This window comes from Magnetospirillum sp. XM-1, from assembly GCF_001511835.1.
Classification (GTDB): Bacteria; Pseudomonadota; Alphaproteobacteria; order Rhodospirillales; family Magnetospirillaceae; genus Phaeospirillum.
Map to the genome: position 1 here is coordinate 2,715,279 of NZ_LN997848.1, position 19,893 is coordinate 2,735,171.

Sequence of the window (19,893 nt, forward strand, 5' to 3'; positions counted from 1 at the left end):
GGGGCGTGATGGAGATCGAGGCCGGAACGGCCCTGCGCCTGGCCAGGCTGCTGGACGTGGAGGGTTCCATCCTGCGGGCGGCGGATGCCGCCGAGATCGCCTTCGTGGCGGTCAACGACGCCCATTCCCTGGTTCCCTATCGCCAGGCCGTGCTGTGGCGGCTGGGCAAGGGCGTCCAGGCGGTTTCCGGCCTGGCTCTGCCTGACCGCAACGCCCCCTTCCTGCTGTGGATGGAGGCCGTGTGCCGCCATCTCTCCTCACGGGCCGAGGCGGCGACGCTTACCGCCGCCGACCTGCCCGATGATCTGGCCGGGCAGTGGGGGGAATGGCTGCCGCCCCACCTCCTGTGGCTGCCGTTGGGCGATGGGGCGGCGCTGATTTACGCCGCCGAAGCGGAATGGCATGACGGCGACGTCGCCCTGCTGGCCCGGCTGGGCCAGGCGGCGGGCGCGTCGCTGGCCCGCTTCCACCGCCCGTCGCCTGTGGCCAACGCTCTGGCCCGGCTGAAAAGCAGCCGCAAGCGCCAGATTCTGGCGGTGGGGCTGCTGGGCCTGTCGCTGTTTCCGGTGACCGGTTCCGTGCTGGCGCCCGCCGACATGGTGCCCGCCCATCCCCTGGTGGTGCGCTCGCCGCTGGACGGCGTCGTGGACCGCATCCATGTGCGGCCCAACGAGGCGGTCACCGAGGGCAAGCCGCTGTTCGACCTGGACGCGACCCAGCTTTCGGGGCGTCTGGATGTGGCCCGCCAGCAGCAGGCCACCGCCGAGGCGGAATACCGTCAGGCGGCCCAGGCCCAGGTCTTCGATTCCAAGGCCAAGGTCCAGGTGGCCATTCTGGCCGGCCGCGCCGAGGAGAAGGCCGCCGAGGCCAAGTGGCTGGAAAGCCAGCTGGAGCGGATCCGGGTAAAATCGCCGGGGCCGGGGATCGCCGTTCTCGACGATCCGTCCGATTGGATCGGCCGTCCGGTGGTGGTGGGTGAGAAGGTGATGCTGGTCGCCGACGAGACCGACACCGAGGTCGAGGCCTGGCTGTCGGTGGCCGATGCCGGCGAGGCGCGGCCCGGCGCAAGGCTTACCCTGTTCCTCAATTCCCGCCCCCTGTCGCCGGTGCGCGCCGTGGTGCGCAGCGTGGCCTACGAGCCCTCGGCCCGGCCCGACGCCACCTTGGCCCATCGGGTGCGCGCCTTCCTGGTCGACGCTCAGGAGAAGCCGCGCCTGGGCCTCAAGGGTACGGCCCGCATCGACGGCGACACGGTGCCGCTGGTCTGGTGGCTGTTTCGAAAGCCGCTGGTCGCCATACGGCAATTCGTGGGTTTTTAGACCATGGCCGCCGTCGCCATCCTGCCGCCGCTGCGCGAGGAGCTGACCGTGCATCCGGGGCTGCGCGGCGCGGACGGGGCGCCGACCTGGACGTTGCACGACCCGCTGCGCAACCAGTTCTTCCGCCTGTCCTGGCCGGCCTTCGAGATGCTGTCGCGCTGGCACCTGGGCGAACCCGGGGCGGTGGCGGAGCAGGTCCGCCACGAAACCACCCTGGAGGTGGAGGCAGAGGACGTGGCCGACATGGTGGACTTCCTGGCCCGTGGCCAGTTGCTGCAGCCCGCCGGGCCCGAGCATACGCGGCGCCTGCTCGCCATCGCGCGCTCGTCACGCACGTCGTGGGCCGAGTGGTTGCTGCACCACTACCTGTTCTTCCGGGTGCCGCTGGTGCGTCCCGACCGGATGCTGGAATTCCTGCTGCCGTGGGTGGCGTGGCTGGGCGGACCGGCCTTCCGTCTGGCCAGCGTCGCGGCCTTGCTGGCCGGCGTGCTGCTGGTGGGGCGGCAATGGAACGTCTTCGCCACCACCCTGGTGGACCAGTTCTCCATCACCGGGCTGGCAGCGTTCGGCGTGGCCCTGGGGCTGGCCAAGATCGTCCACGAACTGGGCCATGCGCTCACCGCCAAGGCCTTCGGCCTGCGGGTGCCGACCATGGGGGTGGCCTTCCTGGTGCTGATGCCGGTGCTCTACACCGACGTCAACGAGGCGTGGAAGCTGCCCGACCGCCGCCGCCGCCTGCTGATCGGGGGCGCCGGGGTGCTGTCGGAACTGACCCTGGCGGCCTGGGCGACTCTGGCCTGGGCGCTGCTGCCCGACGGCACGGGGCGGCAGATGGCCTTCACTCTGGCCGCCACCACGTGGATTTCCTCGCTGCTGATCAATCTCAGCCCGTTCATGCGCTTCGACGGCTATTTCCTGCTGGCCGACGCGCTGGACATGCCCAATCTGCACAACCGGGCCTTCGCCCTGGCCCGCTGGCGCCTGCGCGAAATTCTGTTCGGCCTGGGCGAGCCCGAGCCGGAGCAGGTCGCCCCCGGTCGCCGCGGCTTTCTGGTCGTCTTCGCCTGGGCGGTGTGGATCTACCGTCTCAGCCTGTTTCTGGGCATCGCGGTGCTGGTCTACCATTTCTTCATCAAGGTGGTCGGAATCTTGCTGTTCGCGGTGGAGATCGGCTGGTTCGTGATCAGGCCCATGGCCGCCGAGATCAAGGAGTGGGGCGAGCGTGCGGACGCGATCAAGGCGTCGCGGTGGTCGCGCTGGACCCTAGGGGGGGCGGGGCTGCTCGTGCTGCTGGCTCTGGTGCCCTGGAACGGCCGGGTTTCTGCCCCGGCCATGCTGAAGGCCGCCGGGCATGTGGTGCTCTATCCGCCCGGTCCCGCCATTCTGAAGTCGGTGGGCGTGCGCGATGAAACCTGGGTGGAGGCCGGCAGCGTGCTGGCCGTTCTCGACAATCCCGAGATCGATTACCGCCTGGTCCAGGCGGCGCGGCGCATGGGGGTGCTGAAATACGAATTGTCCTCGGTGGGCTTCGAGGACAGCTTTCGCGACCGCTCCCAGGCCATTGCCCGCGAGCTGGAGGCCGTTCAGGCCGAACATGCCGCCCTGCTGCGCGACAAGGCCCGCCTGACGCTCAAAGCGCCCATCGCCGGCTGGGTCAGCGACACGTCGCCCAACCTGTTCCAGGGCCAGTGGCTGAACCAGCGCGAGGCGCTGATGGCGGTGCGCGCCCCCGGCGCCATCGTCGAGGCCTATGTGGCCGAGGACGACCTGCCGCGCATCCGGCCCGGCGCAAAGGCCCTGTTCCTGGCCGAGGGGGCGCGGGCGGGGCTGCCCGCCGCCATCGTCGAGATCGACCGCACGGCGGTGCGGGGGCTGGCCGATCCCGCCCTGGCGGTCCAGTACGGCGGAACCGTTCCGGCCCGCTTCGTCGACAAGGCCCTGGTCCCCGACGTGGCGCTCTACCGTGTCCGCCTTTCCGTGGCGGGCGAGGCGTCCGAGCCCGTGATGCAGCGCGGCGAGGTCCATCTGGACGGCGAGGGGCGTTCGGTTGTGGAGCGTCTGTTGCGCGCCGCCGCCACGGTGGTGATCCGGGAATGGGGGGTATAGATTGATGATCGGAGGTGCATGATGACCGCATTTCGCCGCCTGATACCCGCCCTGGCCATTTCGCTGTGGCTGGGGGGAGCCTTGGCCGCCGACAGGCCGGCGCCGTCGTCCGACAACGCCTATGCGGCCGCCAAGTCGGCCGAGATCGAGATGCTGAAGGTTCGGGCCTCCTCCGCTCCGGCCTTGGGGGCCGGACCGGTCCTGATGGAGGCCGACGACCTGCTGCGCCGTTTCCGCCAGGCGCCGGCGGCGGAGAGGGGGAGCCTGCGCGCCCAGCTTGACGCTGCCCTGGCCCGGGCCGAGCTGGAGCTCAGCCGGGGGCGCTAGTCAGGCAGTTTCGGCAGGGTGAAGATGACGCGGGTGCCCTTGCCCGGTCCTTCGGACTCGGCCCAGATGCGTCCGCCGTGGCGCTCGACGATCTTGCGGCAGACCGGCAGGCCGATTCCGGTGCCGCCGCCGTATTCGTCGCGCTGGTGCAGGCGCTGGAACAGGCCGAAGATGCGTTCCTCGTATCCCTTGCCCGTCTCGAGGCCGATGCCGTTGTCGGCCACGGTGAAGCGCCACATTTCCGGCCCGTCGGCCCGGCAGTCCAGGACGATCCTGACCGGCTCGGAGCCGTGATACTTGAGGGCATTGCCCAACAGGTTGAGCAGAACCCGGTAAAGCTCGTCGTCGTTGCCCATGACCGTGGGCAGGGGCGAGGCGATGTCGAGCCGCGCGTCGGCGGCCTGCATCTGGCTGCGCAGGCCGTCCCGGGCGGAATTGGCCAATTCGTTCAGGGACACCGGAACCATGGCCCGTTCGCTGCGTCCCACCCGGCTGACCTCCAGCAGGTCGCGGACCAGGCTGTCCATACGGTTGGCGGCGTCGGTGACGATCTTGATGTAATCGCGTTCGTCGTCGTTCAGTTTTCCTTCGAGACGGCGGGCCAGCAGGGTCGAGAAGGAGGTGACGTTGCGCAGCGGTTCGCGCAGGTCGTGGGAGGCGACATAGGCGAAGGATTCCAACTCGGCGTTGGAACGCTGCAGCGCCTGATTCTTGTCGCGCAGTTCCTCCTCCACCGCCTTGGCCTGGGTGATGTCGGTGTGGAAGCCCAGGGTATAGGTCGGGCCGCCCGCCGGGTCGGCCACCTCGAAGGATTTGGCGTGCAGCCAGACCACCGAGCCGTCGGGGCGGACCACCCGGAATTCCGACCCGTACTCGCCCGATCCGATGCGCGACGCCACCAGTGAAATCACCGGCTCGCGGTCATCGGGATGAATCCAGGCGGGCCACAGGCTGGGGTTGGCCATCAGCTCCGCCGGCTCGTGCCCCCACAGCCGGCTGAAGGCCGGGCTGATGTAGTGGAAGCGGCGGTAATCCTGGTCGGCGACGAAGAACACCTGATCGATGGTTTCCGCCATTTCGCGGAAACGCCGCTCGCTTTCGGCCAGAATCCGCTCGGCCCGCTTGCGTTCGGAGATGTCGCGCAGGAACACGAACAGCCGCCCACCGCCGCCGGGAAAATACGAGGTGCTGACTTCCACGTCCCAGACTTCGCCGGACGAGGTCCGGTGGTGGGTCTCGAACCGGCTGGTCTCGCCCCGGATGACGGCGGCGATGCGGGTGTGGGTTTGCTCGCCGCTCTCCTCGGCGTCCAGGTCCGAGATGGACATGGTCCGCAACTGGTCGCCGCTGTAGCCGGAGCGGCGCGCATAGGCGTTGTTGACTTCGAGAATGCGGCCCTCGGAATCGGTCATCCAGAAGCCGTCGGAAGAGGTCTCGACGATGGCGCGGTAATACCTTTCGCTGTCGCTCAGGGCCTGGGTCATCATGGCGTTGGCGGCCAGCCGCGCATGGCTGCGCCGGGCGATCCAGCCGATGGCCAGCACGCCGGTCAGCCAGACCATCCCGTGGGTGGCGCTCATGGTCCGCACCACCCTGGCCTCGCCCGCCTGATAGGGGGCCAGCGGCACCGAAACGCCGATTCCACCCCTGACCTCGCCGTCCTTGAAGCCCAGATGGCCGTGGCATTTCTGGCAACTGGTCTCCATGCGGAACGGCTTGAACAGGCGCAGGAAGGGGGCGCCGTCGATGTCGGACACCTCCATCACCTCATCCTTGAGGCCGGCTGAGAACTGGCGGATGCCCTCGGCCTCCCACGGGTCGGCGACGTTGGCGGGGTTCAGCGCGATGATGCCGACGATGCGCCCCTTGATGCCGTACAACTCGCCATGGTCCTGCATCATCTCGCGCAGCATGTAGGCGGGATTCATCAAGGTCAGCCGGCGGCCGTCATTGGCGATCAGGTCGCGGTCGGGCAGATGCGCCATCCAGGGGCTGGGCGGGGTCTTTTCGGTCGGTTCCACATAGACGCCGCCATGGCCCGATGCCCACAGGCGATAGGCGACGTCCTTGTTGAAATTGGCCAGGGCGGTGTTGGTCGCCAGCTCCAGGGTGATTTCGCGCTGCTTGCTGACGTTCCAGGCCAGGGAGGCCCCCAGGAGCAGGGTCCAGGCCAGCAAGCCCAAGGCGGTATAACGCATCACGCCCGCCGTGACGCCGGCGAGGGGGGAGGCCGCTTCCGAACCCGGATGTCTGCCGCTCAAATTGGCACCTAGCGCGATTATTCCTTAAAGATAGAGTTGAACTATACCAAATAGGTATGGGAATCACAGCGTTGCATCTGATGACGAAATCTTACCGACGCCGGGGAAAGCGCCGTCCGCGCCGCCGGGCCGGGCGGCCGGCACGTCAACGCGGTCAGGTGGTTCGGCATCCTGGGCGGCAGGCCGTCGCCCAGGATGCCTTGTCCGGGGTCGGGCGTCAGCCCGCCTTGCGGTCGCTCATCTCGTCCAGGAACGAACTGACTTCCTGCTTCAGGCTTTCGGCCTGGCCGGACAGTTCGGACGAGGCGTCCTTCACCGCCAGGGCGGCGTCGCCGGTCTGGCCGGCGGCCTGGCTGACCTCGTTGATGGACTGACCCACCTCGACCGTGGCCGAGGAGACCTCCTGCATGCTGCGGCTGATTTCGGCGGTTGCGGCGGATTGCTCCTCCACGGCCGCCGCCACCATGGCGGCAATGCTGTCGATCTCGCCGATGCGCTGGACGATGGCCGACATGGCGTTGGCCGAGGTGTTCGCCTCGGACTGGATGGCGGAGATCTGGCGGGTGATCTCGTCCGTGGCCCGCGCCGTCTGGTTGGCGAGGTTCTTGACCTCGCCCGCCACCACGGCGAAGCCCTTGCCGGCCTCGCCGGCCCTGGCCGCCTCGATGGTGGCGTTCAAGGCCAGCAGATTGGTCTGTGACGCGATGTCGGTGATCAGGTTCACCACCTCGCCGATCCGCTGGGCGGCGTCGGCCAGGCTGGAGACCATCGCGTTGGTGCGGTTGGCATCGTCGGCCGCTGCCTTGCTGGCTTCGGCGGTGCGGGAAACCTGGCTGGCGATCTCGTTGATGGAGGCCGACAACTCCTCGGTGGCGGCGGCGGCGGTCTGCACCCGGTCGCGGGTCAGATCGGACGCCTGATTGACCTCGCCGCTGCGCTGGATGGTCTGGGTGGCGGTGACCGACATGGTCTCGGACGAGGCCAGCAGTTCATTGGAGGCGGCGGCCAGGCTGGTGAGGAAGCCATGCACGCGGCCATTGAACTGCTCGATGGCCTGCTGCTTGCGCACGAAGGCGGCGATGCGGGCCTTATTTTCGGTCCAGCCGTCCTTGCCCAGATATTCGGCGGCGATCAGCTTCTCCTTGAAGAACTGGACGGCGCGGGCGATCTCGCCGATCTCGTCGCGTGCGGCGGTGGAGGGCACGCCCATCGTGCGGTTGCCCTCGGCCAGGGTGCGCATGACCTGGGTAAGGCGCAGCAGCGGCGGCGCCAGCGATGATTTCAGGGCGATGGCGAACAGGGCGATGGTGATGATGGCGATGACCGAGATCACCACCAGGTTGACCAGGGTGCTGGCTCCGGCATCGCGCTCGGCGGCCACCTGGCGGGTCATCTTGGCCGCCATCTCGTCCTCGGCGTTCTTCAGCAGGTCGATGCGGGCGGTCTGGGCGGAAAACCAGTCCGGCGCCTTGATCCCGGCGGTGGTGCCGGTGCCGATGCTAGACAGGGCGGCCTTGCGCATTTCGGCAACCTTGTCGACCGCCTCGCCGTGGACCTTGTCGCGGACCGTCTTGGCGAAGGCGGGATCGATTCCGGCGGCGAAGGCGTCGTCGAACGCCCGTTGCTCGGCGATCAGGCCGACGAAATTCTGGTACAGCTCGGGGGTGAACTGGCCGGCGGCGAAGCCGGCGGCGCCCACCGCACGCTCGCGCCCGGCGCGCTCCTTGCTCTTGATGAAGTTGACATAGGCCCCGAGATCGCGGGTGACGTCGGCCTCGGTGGCGGCGCGGGTCACGACCTCGATCTGTCCGATCAGGGTGTCGACCATCGCGGTGTAGTTGCCCACCATCTGGGCCGGGGGCGAGGTCTGGCCGTCGACGGCGCGGCGCAGGTCGGCCAGTCCGGCCAGGGCGGTCTCGGCCGCCTTCAAGGTCTCGCGCAGCTGCGGCGACGGATTACCGGCCAGGGATTGGCGGAAGCCGGCGCTGGCGGTGTCGGTGGCGGTGCGCTGGCTGGCCAGCTCGGCCGAGAACTGGGTGCCCTTGCTGCCCAGGAACAGGGCCGAGCCGCCGCGTTCCTTCTGCAGTTCATGCACCAGCGAACTGGCCCGCACGCCGATGTTGACGGTGGCGATCAGGTTGTCCTTGGCCCGAATGTCGGCCAGGCCGGTGTTCAGCAGGTTGATGATCTGCATGGCCAGCAGCGCCACCGGAATCAGCGCCAGCAAGGTGATGCGGGTGCCGACCCGGAAACGGTCCAGCCGGGCCGCCAGGCGTTGCCACGCGCCTGCGTCGGGCATGTCCTCCAGCTTGACGTCGCACAGCCCCTTGGCCTGGAACACCTCGCGCAGCTTCAGGTCCTGGCAGACGATGTGGTTGATCAGCCAGGCCTTCATGTATTCCAGAACCTCGCCGGCGAAGTCCTCGTCCTCGCGCAGGGCGGCCGCCATTTCGTCGAAGCGGGCGCGGGCCATGGCGTGGCTTGCGCGGTGCTCTGCGAGATCGGCCGCGCCGGCCTTGGCCATCAGCGCCTCTTCGCGCTCGAGATGGGTGGCCAGGTGTTCGCGGAAACCCTCCATCACCCGGCGGATCACCTGGGCGCCACGGTTTGCCTCGTGCTCGTCGTGGAGATGGTTGATCAGTTCCGCCAGCTTGCGGTGATCCGCATCCAGCGCGGCGACGCCGATGCTCAGGGAGGAGTTCCATTCGATCAGGGGCATGATGTCCTATCCTTGGCTGCTCATGCCTTGATTATGGGGTGATTGAATGTGAATGTTTATTTATCCTGAATCGTTATACGCAAGATGTAATGGAATAACATGACAAGGGTGCCTCAGGCGAAATTCCTGTGATGAATAGGTACGCGGTGATTTTTCCGTTAAATGATTGTGTTTTGTGTGGGCGTGCACGTGCGACATGCGCGCAAATCCAGGGGTACTGCTGATAAATTTTTGCTTAATGCCTATTTTATGGGCATAAATAATTCAATGATTATTTATTGTTCTTTTCGGGCCGCATCCGGGCCGGGCGGAACGTTGTCCGCCCGGCCGGCCTTTGGGAGGGCAATGGGGGGCTCGCTCCGGCAGTCCTGTTGCCGCCGTACGGCGTTTCATGGCCTGGACGGTGGGTGGGGGCTGGCGCAATATGGCGCCATGATCCCCGTGACCCACCGCATCTCCATCGACGAATCCGAGATCGAGGAAAGCTTCGTCCGCGCCGCCGGGCCGGGCGGGCAGAACGTCAACGCGTTCAGGACGTCATAGCTAGACCTCTCACCAGCCAGTGGACGGACGACCTGAACCGTCGATATAAAGCCGGATGATCCAGATCACGCACCGCATCAGCATCGACGAGAAGGAAATTGAGGAGAGCTTCGTCCGCTCGTCCGGTCCAGGCGGCCAGAATGTAAATAAAGTCGAGACTGCGGTTCAGCTACGCTTTGACGCTCGCCGGTCACCGTCGCTACCTGATGATGTGAGCGTGCGACTTCAGAAGCTGGCCGGAAGCAAGCTGACTCTGGACGGCGTGATCGTCATCACCGCCCAGACCCACCGCAGCCAGGAGCGCAACCGGGTCGAGGCGCTGTCCAAGCTGGTGGAGATGATCCGCGAGGCCGCCAAGCCACCACCGCCCAAGCGCCGTCCCACCAAGCCGACCAAGGGCTCCCAGGAACGGCGGCTGGAGAGCAAGGGCAAGCGGTCGGAGACCAAGAAGCTGCGGTCGCAGCGACCGGAATAGGCAGGTACTGCTGACGCGATTTCCGGCCTCTGGCTGGCCTTGAAGTGCCGGCCATCATGTCGGCCCGTCTCAGGCGGCTTGGGGGCTGGGAGGCCCCTCCTGGGAGTCTGGAGAGCTGTGCCTGGTTCTCGCGCCGCGCCAGTAATCTCGATGCCCATTGGAGCCAGCGGGCTATGCGTCCTTCAGGACCATCGCCTTCAGCGTTACGAAGGTCGGGTCATCGTCAGATACCGGCGCCTTGAGCCTCATGACGAGCGAGCTGTCCCCCGATCCTGATGGCGGCGATACCGGCGATGACACGCTGGTGGACCCGCCGGCCAGGTGGGTGGTCGCGTCGGTGTCGGTCTTCAGCCGACGATCCTGGCCGCGTCCTCCACCCTGATCTGGTTGTTTTCTGTGTCCTTAAGCAGGTTCTGGAGGGTGCGGCTGATATGGTCCTCGTCCATGGCCAGGACGATGACCTTGTAGTCACACAGCAACTCGGCCTGGACCGCCTCGCTGAAGGTAATGACGTGCAACTGCGGGCCGTACAGCTTTTCGTCATCCATGGAGCACAGGGCGACGTTGCCCTTTTCCGCCGTCGCCTTGGCAGCGTCGCCAAAGATGCGCGGTGTGGCGGTCATGTACAGCCGCTTGGCGGCACGGATGAAGCCGGCATCGTGGACCTTGACGAAGGTGCTCTCGTCCTCGTCGTCGAAGGTGGCGCCGGTGGTGCGGTGCGCCTCGTCGCAGACGATCAGATCGAAGTCAGGCAGGCCGTGCAGCTTCTGGGCCTGGGAAATGACGTCGATGGAATGGTAGGTGCTGTAGACCACCGTCATGTGGTGGTCGTCGTGGCGCTTGCCCATCTCGGCAGCCAGGCGCCCGGCATCGGTGGTGGCCGGATAGCGCAGCTCGTGGGCGAAGGTCTGCACCACGTCGTCGTCTTTGCGGCGCTTGTTGCCCACGTCGCTATCGGAGCAGACGGCAAAGCTGTGCAACGGGGTCTCGCTCTCCTGGGTCCATTCGGTCAAGGTCTGGGAGAGGAGCGACAGGCTGGGGACCAAGAACAGTACGCGCCGGCCCCGCCCGGCCAGCTTCTCGGCGACCTTCAGGCTGGTGAAGGTCTTGCCGGTGCCACAGGCCATGATTAGCTTGCCCCGGTCGGCGGTGGCCAGTCCCTGCTCCACCTTGGCCACGGCGACGATCTGGTGGTCGCGGAGCTTCTTCTTCGGCTTCAGGACCGGCTCTTGGCGGGGCTTGTACTGCGCCCAGTCGATCTGGCTGTTTTCCAGGTCGAACAGATCAATCTTGCTGACGGATGGCTGCTGGTTCTGGAGCGCGTCGCTTGCGTGCTCGCTCCAGTTGTTGGTCGTGGTGACGATGATGCGGTGGGTGAACGGCTTCTTCCCCGAGGCGGTGAAGAAGCTGTCGATGTCGGACTTCATCACCCGGTGATCGGGCGCAAAGAACTTGCATTGGATGGCATGGAACTCGGCGGTGCCTTCGGTCTTGGCCACCAGGTCAATGCCGGTGTCGCGCTTATCCAGCCCTTGCAGGTCAGCCCATTCCGCATAGGTCCATACGTCGCTGTAGAGGTCGCGATAGCTGGCCTCGTTGCGTAGGTAGCAGACGATCAGCTCCTCGAAATAGGTGCCTTTCTCGCGTTCGGTGACGGCAGCCTTGCGGAACGTGTCGAGGAGATCGTGCAACGCGGACATGGTGAGGCTTTCAACTGGCGGGCGCAAAATGGCCGGAATGGTAACCTGCGAAATGCTCCTTTGCCAGGGGGGAAGGCGGAGAAAGCCGTGGTGATGTCATCTGCTCGTGTTGCTCAGCCCGTTCCCACGAGGCACCGGAGGCGCTCGGGATCGCCCCCGGTGACTCGCAGCAGCTCCTTTTGGAGCTGATCCTTGCCGTGGGCGGTCTGTCCGCCGAGGGCGGCGACCACCTGGCGCAACCATGCGGCACCTTTCATGTAGACCTGGGCGGCAACCCACGCCTCGAAATCCTTGGCCTCGGGCAGCCGGTCGATTAGGGCAGTGGGGTGGTGGGGAGTGGTCGGGGACGACGGGGTTTCCTCCGCCAATTCCTCGCCAGCTCGCTCTGTCAATTCATCTCCGGCCCGCTCGGCAATCTCGGCGCGGATCTCCTGTTCCTCGCCCGGCGTCAAGACGGTGATGGTCAGACTGGCGGGCTGGTCGCTGGCCTGGTTCCCTCCGGCAATGGTAGGAAGAAGCCCGAGCCGCCGCAGGCCCTCTTCGCTTTCGCGTAACGCCCTGACCAGTCCGCCCATGGCGACCGGCCCGATCTTCCCGCGATTGGCTCTCATGTAGGCGTTGACCTCGCCAATTGTGGCCACGTAATTGGTTGCCAGCCCTCGCCATGCCTGCCCACCGGCGTGCGCCCAGGCTTCTGCCTCATCCTCGTTACGTAACGTTTCGGCGGTGGCCACCTGTTGCGGCTGGGGTTCTGGCGGGCGATCCGCTGGGGCTGGAAGGGCCTTGGCCGGGACGGCAGCGGGGGCAGTAGCGCCCCCCTGATCTCGACGGCGTTTTAGCCCCTTGGAAACAGCTTGCTCGGAAATCCCAAGTTCTCGGGCAAGCTCGGCCTGCGTCACCGTACCGGCAGCAAGGCCAGCGAGGTGATCTTCGGTCAAGCCAGCCATGCCAGGCCCAGAGGATGTCCGCCGCTTCGTCATCACCGCGCATCTCCCACGGGATGAACGAGAGACACCCCGCCGATGTGGTGGCGGGGCGGCTTCGCGGGCCAGGTGGTGGCCTGGACGTCAAGCATGGTCCAGACCGGACTTGATCAGGTCCAAGCCACGGCCCGGCAGAGACGGCGGGCGCCGATAGGGCAAGGCGTTGGCGTTGCGGCGCTGTTGCTGCTCGGCCTCGGCCTTGCGCTGTTCGGCCTCCCGCCGGGCCGTGGCTCGGATTTCTTCCTTCTCGGCGGCGTCCTGCCGCTCCATGGTGACCAGTTCGTCCACCTCGCCATCGGTCATGATGGTGCTGTCATCGGCGGACATGGCCTGCCGCTGGCGGTCGCGGAGCCACTGAAGGCGCTGGGTATCAACCGGCATGCTGGGTCTCCATCACCGTCGAGATTGCGTGGGCGGCGCTGCGCACCGCGTTATTCAAGAGCGTGGAGCTGGACAGGCGCTCGTCACCCACAAGGAGAGCCAAGGCGTCCAGCAAGGTCAGCGTCCAAGCGGCTTCGGTACCCTGGCGCCCGTCCTCCCGCTTCCAGCAGGCACGGGCACCGACGATCACGCCGGTGATGCCGACCTCTGTGGCCGAGGGGATGCCGGCGGCCAGGCGGTCGATCCGCTGGCGGGAGACGCCATACGCCTTGGCAACCTCCTGGGGAGATCGGCCAAGAATGCCGACCTCCAGCCGGACGGCGGCACGGGCGGCGGCGGTCAGGAAGACCGCCCGTAACGTGGCCGGACGGCGACCAAGGCGTCCTTGGCTTCTCGTTGGTCGAATTTTCTGCGGCTGCTGCGGCTCGCGCTACATCCATACCGACAGCAAGGGGACTCACTACTACTGCTGCAACGTCAGGAAGAACCGTGAGCCCCGAGACGCCTGCACGACCTCCCCCTACATCAAGATGGTCGATATCGACAACGAGGTGAAAGCCACCATCCATGATCTGCTGACACGGCGCCTGGGCGGCCCGGATAAGATGAAGGAGCTTATCTTGAGCCAGGTCTTCCGCGACCAACGGGAACTGGAGCTGCGCATTGGATTGGCGGAAGCCGAACTCGCGAAGGCGGATCAGGTCTGGAAGGAAAAGCGGGCGAAGGTTTCGACCCTGCTGGATGCCGGATATGACCTGAAGACGATGCCGGAGGTGAAGGAGGATGTCACCAAGGCAACCGAGAGCCGGGAGCGTATTGCGTCGGCGCTGTATGCCCTGATGGATCAAAAGACCATCCTCGACCAAAAGCTGGCCATGGACGTGGATGCGCTATCGCGTGTCATCAACCGCATCAACGATGGCCTGCGCAGCATGGCGGCGACTGAAGCCGCAGAAGGGCAGCGGTCTGATGTGGTCTTGTTGGTGAAGATGTTGGTCAAGAGGGTTGTCGTCCATGAAGACCGGAGCAGGACGATTGAACTGGTCGAAGACTCCTCGGCAATAGCGCAGGCGTTCATGAGGCTGTTGGAGGCGGCAGCCAGCGAGGTCAGCCAGGCCGATGGGATCAAGCATCACCTTGAGAGAGCGCATGTCTAGCTATGACGTATTGAACGTCAACAAGACCAGCACGGCGGTGCAGTTACGCTTTGATGTGCGGGGCAGCCCCAATCTGCCGGACCGGGTGAAGGCCAATCTGGAGCGGCTGGCGGGGCGGCGCCTCACCAAGGAGGGGGTGCTGGTGCTGGTGGCCCAGGACGCGCGAAGCCAGGAAATGAACCGTCAGGCGGCGCTGGAGCGTCTTCTCGAGATGATCCGCGAGGCCGCCAAGCCGCCGCCGCCCATTCGCCGCGCCACCAAGCCCACCAAGGGCAGCCAGCAGCGCCGCATGGACAGCAAGAGCAAGCGGGGAGAGGTCAAGCGCCTGCGGACCGAGCGGCCGGAATAGGGCTCAGTCCCGGCTGCCCAGGCGGGTGACCGCCACCGCCGTCATGTCGTCGTCGAGTGGCGTTTGCACCGTGTCGAGGAAGGTCTCGACCATGGCGGGGATGGCGATGCCGCCCCCTGGTGTGTGATGGCGGCGGACAAGGTCCTCCAGCCGCTCGTTCTCGAACATCTCGCCGTCCGGCAGCATGGCCTCGGTCATGGCGTCGCTGTAAAGGAACAGGCTGGAGCCGGGAGGGAAGGCGGCGAAGCGGTTGAAGTAGCGGCCCGCCTTGCTCAGGCCCAGCGGCGTGCCGATGGTGTCGAGCCATTCCACCCCGCCTTCGGCGTCGAACAGCAGGGGGCGCGGCGCCCCGGCGCCCGACCAGATGATGGTTCCCGCGGCGACGTCGATGACGGCCAGCACCATGGTGGCGTACTGGCCGCGCGGCAGCAGGCCGTGCAGCGCCGCGTTGAGCTGGATCAGGGTGGCGGCCGGATCGACCACCTGGCCCTTCAACTCGCTGATCAGGGTGTGCAGGCGAAAGACGTTCAGCGCCGCCCCGACCCCGTGGCCGGAGAAGTCTAGGGCGTAAAGGGTGAGGCAGCCGTCATTGCCCTCCATGCAGCCCCACAGGTCGCCGCCGATGTCCGACGACGGCTTGAAATAGCCCTCGACCGCCAGGCCGAGGGTGGTCCGGATGTTCTCCAGGCGGGCAGGGCGGGGCAGCAGGTCGAACTGCATGTTGCGGGCCGCCGACAGTTCCTCGGCCATGCGGTCGTATTCGCTGGCCAGCATGTCGGCCAGATGCAGCCTTTCGCGCTCGCTGCGGAAGCGGTAGATGGCGTTCTGCAGGGTCCTGGCCAGGGAGCGGGCATCCATCTCGCCCTTGACCATGAAGTCCTGGGCGCCCTGCTCGATGGCCTGTTCGGCCACCTGGGGGTCGTCCAGTCCGGTCATGATCACCACGGGCAGCGGCGGGACGGCGGACAAGAGCGCGTGCAGGGTGTCCGAGCTTTGCGAATCAGGCAGGCCGAGGTCGAGAAGCACGGCGTCGAAGCTGGAGCTCACCGTAAGGCGTTCGATGGCGGCGGCCAGGGTCTCCTCGTGCATGACGATGAAGCCGGCCGACCGGGCCTCCTTCAGGGCGGTCTTGATCAGCAGGGCGTCGCCCGGATTGTCCTCGACCAGCAGGATTCGCAATCTGTGACGCATCGACGCCCCTACCGGCCCGAATCCAGCAGCATTTCACGGAACAGGGACAGCAGCTGGATGTCCAACTTGCCCGGCATGTCATCCACCATGACCTGAAGGGCCTGTTCGGCCGTCCGCGCCGGCTTGTAGGGGCGGCGGTCGCTCAACGCGCAGAACACGTCGACGATGGCCGACATGCGGGCCAGTTCATTGAGTTCGACGCCCTTCAGCCCCTTGGGATAGCCCGATCCGTCCAGGCGCTCGTGATGCTGGTTGCCGATCAGCGGGATGTTGCGCGGCAGATCCTGGCACTTTTCCAGATAGGCATGGGTGCCCGTCACATGGCTTTTCATCAGGTCGTGCTCTTCCTTGGAGAGCGCTCCGACCTTGTTTAGCACATCGTAGGGGATCGACATCTTGCCCACGTCGTGCAGCAGCCCGCCGCTGCCCAGCAGCGACAGCTCGTCGCCCTTCAGTCCGATGGTGTAGCCGAACAGCAGCAAGAGGGTGGCGACCCCCAGGCTGTGGGCGTAGGAGAAGTTGTCGTGGCCGCGCACCTCGTCCAGGATGACCCGGAACTCCCCGGTTCCCACCGCCTCGACCAGGGGGCCGCAGGCGTCGGTGACCTTGGAATAGGCGATGGGCTCGCCGCTTTCGATCACGTCGCTGACGCTGTTGAAGATGTCCATGGTGCCGACCAGCGCGTCGCGCTGCAGGGTCGGCAGCTTCTCCCACCGGCGCTCGATGGCCCGGTTGATCTGCTGGGAGATGGCGCGGATCAGCATGGAGCGGCGATAGGGCTTGGCCAGGAAGGAATCCGCGCCGCTGTCCTTGGCGATCTTGCGCGTGGCCGGGTCGTCGCTGGAACTTATGAACACGATCGGGGTTTCGGCGAAGGCGGGGGCGCCGCGCAGGCTGGCGATGAAGTCGTATGAATCCTGCGGTCCGGCGCCCCGGTCGACGACGATGGCGCAGGGCGGCGACTTGCTCATGGCCGTCATCGCGTCGGAGGTGTTGCCGTAGGTGGCGATGCGATAGAACGAGGTCAGGGCATGTTCGACCTGGCGGCGGTGGCTTTCGCTGGTGTCGATCACCGCCACCGTTTCGCGATGGGAATTGGTCGTCTGGTCGAACGACATCAACGCCTCTCCCCGCCGGTGAACGCTTGATGGCGATGGCGGGAGCCCGGTGCGGACTGGATCGCCCCGTGGCCCTGCCTATGAAAAACAAGCGATATCATATTATTGCCAGGCTGTTTAGCTGGTATCGGGGCTATGTGCTGTCGGTTCGATGCGCCACTTTAGCACCTATTGTGGATAGGCGCACACCTATATCCATGGAATGTAGCCATAGCGGAGGTGCATCGACGGCGGGTTCGGGCGCTTGACTCCAATACCCCAGTAGTCTACAGATTAGTGGTCTAAAGAATGAATGACGTGGCCCGTGTGTGGAATTGGAGGGTGCGATGATCGGTTTTCATGAGGATGAAGCGCGGCGCTTGCTGCTGGCGGCCCTGTTCGCGGTGATGCTGGCCCTGGGGATGGCGGCGCTGATGCCCGGCGCCCAGGCGGCCGAAAGCCGGACCCTGCTCAACGTCTCCTACGATCCCACCCGCGAGCTGTACCAGGCGCTGAACGAAAGCTTCGTGCGTCAGTGGAAGGCCAAGAGCGGCGAGGATCTGAAGATCAACCAGTCCCACGGCGGTTCGGGCAAGCAGGCCCGTTCGGTGATCGACGGGCTGGAGGCCGACGTGGTGACCCTGGCGCTGGCCTACGACATCGACGCCATCGCCGACAAGGCCAAGCTGCTGGACCGCGGCTGGCAGAAGCGGCTCGCCTACAATTCCGCCCCCTACACCTCGACCATCGTGTTCCTGGTCAGGAAGGGCAATCCCAAGCAGGTCAAGGATTGGGGTGATCTGGTCAAGCCGGGCGTCTCGGTGATCACGCCCAACCCCAAGACTTCGGGAGGCGCGCGCTGGAACTACCTTGCCGCCTGGGGCTACGCGCTTGACCGCAGCAACGGCGATGCCGCCAAGGCCCAGGACTTCGTGGCCCAGCTGTTCAAGAACGTCCCGGTGCTGGATTCGGGCGCGCGGGGCTCCACCGTCACCTTCGCCCAGCGCGGCCTGGGCGACGTGCTGCTGGCCTGGGAGAACGAGGCTCATCTGGCGCTCAAGGAATTCGGCTCGGGCTTCGAGATCGTCACGCCGTCGCTGTCCATCCTGGCCGAGCCGCCGGTGGCGGTGGTCGACAAGGTGGTGGACAAGCGCGGCACCCGCGCCGTGGCCCAGGCCTACCTGGACTTCCTCTACACCCCCGAGGCGCAGGAGATCATCGCGCGCAACTTCTACCGCCCCCGCGATCCCGAAGTGGTGAAGAAGACCGCCGCCACCTTCGCGCCGGTCAAGCTTTTTACCATCGACGACGTGTTCGGCGGCTGGACCAAGGCCCAGACCGAGCATTTCTCCGACGGCGGCGTGTTCGACCGCATCACGGCCAAGAAGTAGGGGCCAGGGGGATGGCCGCCTTAGCCCTTTTCCTGCCGCGCCGGGCGCCCAGCGTCATTCCGGGCTTCGGTCCGACCATGGGCTTCACCCTGCTGTATCTGTCGCTGATCGTCCTGCTGCCCCTGGCGGCCCTGGTGATCAAGGCGGCGGGGACCACCCTGGCGCAATGGGGGGCCATCCTCAGCGATCCTCGGGTGCTGTCGGCCCTTGGCCTGTCCTTCGGCGGCGCCCTGGCCGCCGCGCTGATCAACACGGTGTTCGGCCTGCTGGTCGCCTGGGTGCTGGTGCGCTATCCCTTTCCCGGGCGCCGGCTGGTGGATGCGGTGATCGATCTGCCCTTCGCCCTGCCCACCGCCGTGGCCGGCATCGCGCTGACCGCGCTGTACGCTCCCAACGGTTGGCTGGGGCGGTTGCTCGAGCCCTTGGGCGTCAAGGTGGCCTTCTCGCCCTTAGGCGTGGTGGTGGCCATGGTGTTCATCGGCCTGCCCTTCGTGGTGCGCACCGTCGAGCCGGTGCTGCACGACGTGGACTTGGAACTGGAGGAGGCCGCCGCTTCGCTGGGGGCCGATCGGGTGCAGACCTTTTTGCGGGTGATCCTGCCGTCCATCCTGCCGTCGCTGCTGACCGGTTTTTCCCTGGCCCTGGCCCGGGCGGTGGGGGAGTACGGCTCGGTGATCTTCATCGCCGGCAACCTGCCCGGCGTGTCCGAGATCGCCCCGCTGCTGATCGTCACCAAGCTGGAGCAATACGACTACGTGGGTGCGACCGCCATCGCCACGGTGATGCTGGCCATCTCGTTCACCCTGCTGCTGGCGGTCAACCTGTTGCAGAAGTGGCGCCGCGGGCGCATGGGGGGAGCATGAGCGAGGCGAAGCCGAAGCGCGGCGCCCCTGTCGGCATTGCCGACAATTCGGTATTGCGCGCCTTCGCGCGCGGCGAGCGGCCCGGAGCGACCCCGGAGCGGAGCGCAGGGGGAAAGCGGAGGAAAGCCAAGCGAGCCGGAGGCTCGCGCCCGGCGATTGAGGGGTGGAAACAATGAACGGCAACGCTACGCGTGAACCGGCCGTGGTGCGCTGGAGCCTGACGCTGCTGGCCCTGGCCTTCCTGGGGCTGTTTCTGGTGGCCCCGCTGGCCGCCGTTCTGGTGGAGGCCTTCGCCAAGGGCTGGGGCGCCTATGTCCGGGCGCTGTCCTCCGACGACACCTTCTCGTCCATCCGCCTGACCCTGATCGTGGCCGCCATCGCCGTGCCGCTCAACATCGCCTTCGGGCTGGCGGCCAGCTGGGCGGTCGCCAAGTTCGACTTTTCCGGCAAGAGCCTGCTGGTCTCGCTGATCGAGCTGCCGTTCTCGGTCTCGCCGGTGATTTCGGGACTGATCTACGTGCTGCTGTTCGGGTTGCAGGGGCTGCTCGGCCCCTGGCTGGCCGAACACGACCTCAAGGTCATCTTCGCGGTGCCGGGCATCGTGCTGGCCACCATCTTCGTCACCTTCCCCTTCGTCGCCCGCGAGCTGATTCCGCTGATGGAGGAGCAGGGGCGCGAGGAGGAGGAGGCGGCGCTGACGCTCGGCGCCTCGGGCTTCGCCGCCTTCCGGTTGGTGACGCTTCCCAATGTCCGCTGGGGGCTGCTGTATGGCGTTCTGCTGTGCAACGCGCGGGCCATGGGCGAGTTCGGCGCCGTTTCCGTGGTTTCAGGTCATATCCGGGGGCTTACCAATACGATGCCCCTCCATGTGGAGATCCTCTACAATGAATACGATTTCGTCGGCGCTTTCGCGGTCTCCTCTCTCCTCGCCGTTCTGGCCCTTGTCACTTTGGCGGTCAAATCGGCGCTCGAATGGTGGCACCGGGACGAGCTTGCCGCGATCGGACATTAACGGGGCCGGTATTGAAGGA

General features: G+C 66.3%; 17 protein-coding genes. 9 read left to right on the forward strand and 8 right to left on the reverse strand.

Translation table 11 applies throughout. The features are described from left to right. The first annotated feature begins 8 nt into the window (after positions 1-8). Genes XM1_RS12550 through XM1_RS12560 form a run of 3 tightly spaced genes read left to right on the forward strand, consistent with a single transcriptional unit; the run spans position 9 to position 3,752 of the window. Positions 9-1,319, forward strand: a complete 1,311-nt coding sequence (locus XM1_RS12550; protein ID WP_068433894.1) for an efflux RND transporter periplasmic adaptor subunit — start codon at positions 9-11, stop codon at positions 1,317-1,319. Positions 1,320-1,322: 3 nt separating this feature from the next. Beyond that, positions 1,323-3,425 carry an HlyD family efflux transporter periplasmic adaptor subunit gene (locus XM1_RS12555; protein ID WP_068433896.1) on the forward strand — a complete coding sequence of 701 codons (2,103 nt, stop codon included), beginning with the start codon at positions 1,323-1,325 and terminating at the stop codon, positions 3,423-3,425. 21 nt (positions 3,426-3,446) lie between these two features. Continuing rightward, entirely contained in the window at positions 3,447-3,752 is a 306-nt protein-coding gene (locus XM1_RS12560; protein ID WP_156428721.1) for a hypothetical protein, read from the forward strand. Here XM1_RS12560 and XM1_RS12565 read toward each other — a convergent pair. Together XM1_RS12565 and XM1_RS12570 are read right to left on the reverse strand one after the other, a co-directional pair. Beyond that, positions 3,749-5,950 (reverse strand): PAS domain S-box protein, encoded by a 2,202-nt coding sequence (locus XM1_RS12565; RefSeq protein WP_156428722.1) that lies wholly within the window; start codon positions 5,948-5,950, stop codon positions 3,749-3,751. The genes XM1_RS12560 and XM1_RS12565 overlap by 4 nt on opposite strands. A 280-nt stretch (positions 5,951-6,230) precedes the next feature. Next, a complete protein-coding gene (locus tag XM1_RS12570) occupies positions 6,231-8,732 on the reverse strand; it encodes a bacteriohemerythrin (protein ID WP_068433900.1) in 2,502 nt (833 codons plus the stop codon). A gap of 598 nt (positions 8,733-9,330) precedes the next feature. Here XM1_RS12570 and arfB (XM1_RS12575) point away from each other — a divergent pair. After that, positions 9,331-9,750 (forward strand): alternative ribosome rescue aminoacyl-tRNA hydrolase ArfB, encoded by a 420-nt coding sequence (gene arfB / locus XM1_RS12575; protein WP_068433901.1) that lies wholly within the window; start codon positions 9,331-9,333, stop codon positions 9,748-9,750. 347 nt (positions 9,751-10,097) lie between these two features. On the opposite strand, the gene XM1_RS12580 is transcribed toward arfB (XM1_RS12575), so the two are convergent. The 4 genes from XM1_RS12580 to XM1_RS12595 form a co-directional block, all read right to left on the reverse strand. Then, positions 10,098-11,450, reverse strand: a complete 1,353-nt coding sequence (locus XM1_RS12580) for a DEAD/DEAH box helicase family protein (RefSeq protein ID WP_068433902.1) — start codon at positions 11,448-11,450, stop codon at positions 10,098-10,100. A gap of 113 nt (positions 11,451-11,563) precedes the next feature. Next, positions 11,564-12,388, reverse strand: a complete 825-nt coding sequence (locus XM1_RS12585) for a hypothetical protein (protein WP_156428723.1) — start codon at positions 12,386-12,388, stop codon at positions 11,564-11,566. 129 nt (positions 12,389-12,517) lie between these two features. Next, positions 12,518-12,814 carry a hypothetical protein gene (locus XM1_RS12590; protein ID WP_068433905.1) on the reverse strand — a complete coding sequence of 99 codons (297 nt, stop codon included), beginning with the start codon at positions 12,812-12,814 and terminating at the stop codon, positions 12,518-12,520. After that, entirely contained in the window at positions 12,804-13,004 is a 201-nt protein-coding gene (locus tag XM1_RS12595) for a hypothetical protein (protein ID WP_068433907.1), read from the reverse strand. Before XM1_RS12595 ends, XM1_RS12590 begins: the two co-directional genes overlap by 11 nt. 109 nt (positions 13,005-13,113) lie before the next feature. Between XM1_RS12595 and XM1_RS12600 the strand changes: the two genes are divergently transcribed. Further along, complete coding sequence (locus tag XM1_RS12600; RefSeq protein ID WP_172821921.1) at positions 13,114-13,971, forward strand: zinc ribbon domain-containing protein; 858 nt, start codon at positions 13,114-13,116, stop codon at positions 13,969-13,971. Next, on the forward strand, positions 13,964-14,320 hold the full coding sequence (gene arfB, locus XM1_RS12605; RefSeq protein ID WP_231920495.1) for an alternative ribosome rescue aminoacyl-tRNA hydrolase ArfB: 357 nt from the start codon (positions 13,964-13,966) through the stop codon (positions 14,318-14,320). Before XM1_RS12600 ends, arfB (XM1_RS12605) begins: the two co-directional genes overlap by 8 nt. Positions 14,321-14,323: 3 nt before the next feature. Here arfB (XM1_RS12605) and XM1_RS12610 read toward each other — a convergent pair whose 3' ends face one another. Further along, positions 14,324-15,511: a PP2C family protein-serine/threonine phosphatase gene (locus XM1_RS12610; RefSeq protein ID WP_082700498.1), complete on the reverse strand. Its 1,188-nt coding sequence runs from the start codon at positions 15,509-15,511 to the stop codon at positions 14,324-14,326. A gap of 8 nt (positions 15,512-15,519) precedes the next feature. Beyond that, positions 15,520-16,629, reverse strand: a complete 1,110-nt coding sequence (locus tag XM1_RS12615) for an HD domain-containing phosphohydrolase (protein ID WP_068433916.1) — start codon at positions 16,627-16,629, stop codon at positions 15,520-15,522. A 326-nt stretch (positions 16,630-16,955) separates the two neighbouring features. On the opposite strand from XM1_RS12615, the gene XM1_RS12620 reads away from it, so the two are divergent. From XM1_RS12620 to cysW, 3 genes are all read left to right on the forward strand, one after another. After that, the gene (locus XM1_RS12620; RefSeq protein WP_304439404.1) at positions 16,956-17,999 is read left to right on the forward strand and encodes a sulfate ABC transporter substrate-binding protein; all 1,044 of its coding nucleotides are present in this window, start codon (positions 16,956-16,958) and stop codon (positions 17,997-17,999) included. 11 nt (positions 18,000-18,010) lie between these two features. Then, positions 18,011-18,862 (forward strand): sulfate ABC transporter permease subunit CysT, encoded by an 852-nt coding sequence (gene cysT / locus XM1_RS12625; protein WP_068433918.1) that lies wholly within the window; start codon positions 18,011-18,013, stop codon positions 18,860-18,862. A 172-nt stretch (positions 18,863-19,034) separates the two neighbouring features. Then, positions 19,035-19,874: a sulfate ABC transporter permease subunit CysW gene (gene cysW / locus XM1_RS12630; RefSeq protein WP_068433920.1), complete on the forward strand. Its 840-nt coding sequence runs from the start codon at positions 19,035-19,037 to the stop codon at positions 19,872-19,874. Positions 19,875-19,893 lie beyond the last annotated feature (19 nt).

Bases quoted from the DNA above. Each gene is read 5' to 3' on its own strand.
- XM1_RS12550 (WP_068433894.1), top strand. From the start codon at position 9: ATGGAGATCGAGGCCGGAACGGCCCTGCGCCTGGCCAGGCTGCTGGAC.
- XM1_RS12555 (WP_068433896.1), top strand. From the start codon at position 1,323: ATGGCCGCCGTCGCCATCCTGCCGCCGCTGCGCGAGGAGCTGACCGTG.
- XM1_RS12560 (WP_156428721.1), top strand. From the start codon at position 3,447: ATGACCGCATTTCGCCGCCTGATACCCGCCCTGGCCATTTCGCTGTGG.
- XM1_RS12565 (WP_156428722.1), bottom strand. From the start codon at position 5,950: ATGCGTTATACCGCCTTGGGCTTGCTGGCCTGGACCCTGCTCCTGGGG.
- XM1_RS12570 (WP_068433900.1), bottom strand. From the start codon at position 8,732: ATGCCCCTGATCGAATGGAACTCCTCCCTGAGCATCGGCGTCGCCGCG.
- arfB (WP_068433901.1), top strand. From the start codon at position 9,331: ATGATCCAGATCACGCACCGCATCAGCATCGACGAGAAGGAAATTGAG.
- XM1_RS12580 (WP_068433902.1), bottom strand. From the start codon at position 11,450: ATGTCCGCGTTGCACGATCTCCTCGACACGTTCCGCAAGGCTGCCGTC.
- XM1_RS12590 (WP_068433905.1), bottom strand. From the start codon at position 12,814: ATGCCGGTTGATACCCAGCGCCTTCAGTGGCTCCGCGACCGCCAGCGG.
- XM1_RS12600 (WP_172821921.1), top strand. From the start codon at position 13,114: ATGCCGACCTCCAGCCGGACGGCGGCACGGGCGGCGGCGGTCAGGAAG.
- arfB (WP_231920495.1), top strand. From the start codon at position 13,964: ATGTCTAGCTATGACGTATTGAACGTCAACAAGACCAGCACGGCGGTG.
- XM1_RS12610 (WP_082700498.1), bottom strand. From the start codon at position 15,511: ATGCGTCACAGATTGCGAATCCTGCTGGTCGAGGACAATCCGGGCGAC.
- XM1_RS12615 (WP_068433916.1), bottom strand. From the start codon at position 16,629: ATGTCGTTCGACCAGACGACCAATTCCCATCGCGAAACGGTGGCGGTG.
- XM1_RS12620 (WP_304439404.1), top strand. From the start codon at position 16,956: ATGATCGGTTTTCATGAGGATGAAGCGCGGCGCTTGCTGCTGGCGGCC.
- cysT (WP_068433918.1), top strand. From the start codon at position 18,011: ATGGCCGCCTTAGCCCTTTTCCTGCCGCGCCGGGCGCCCAGCGTCATT.
- cysW (WP_068433920.1), top strand. From the start codon at position 19,035: ATGAACGGCAACGCTACGCGTGAACCGGCCGTGGTGCGCTGGAGCCTG.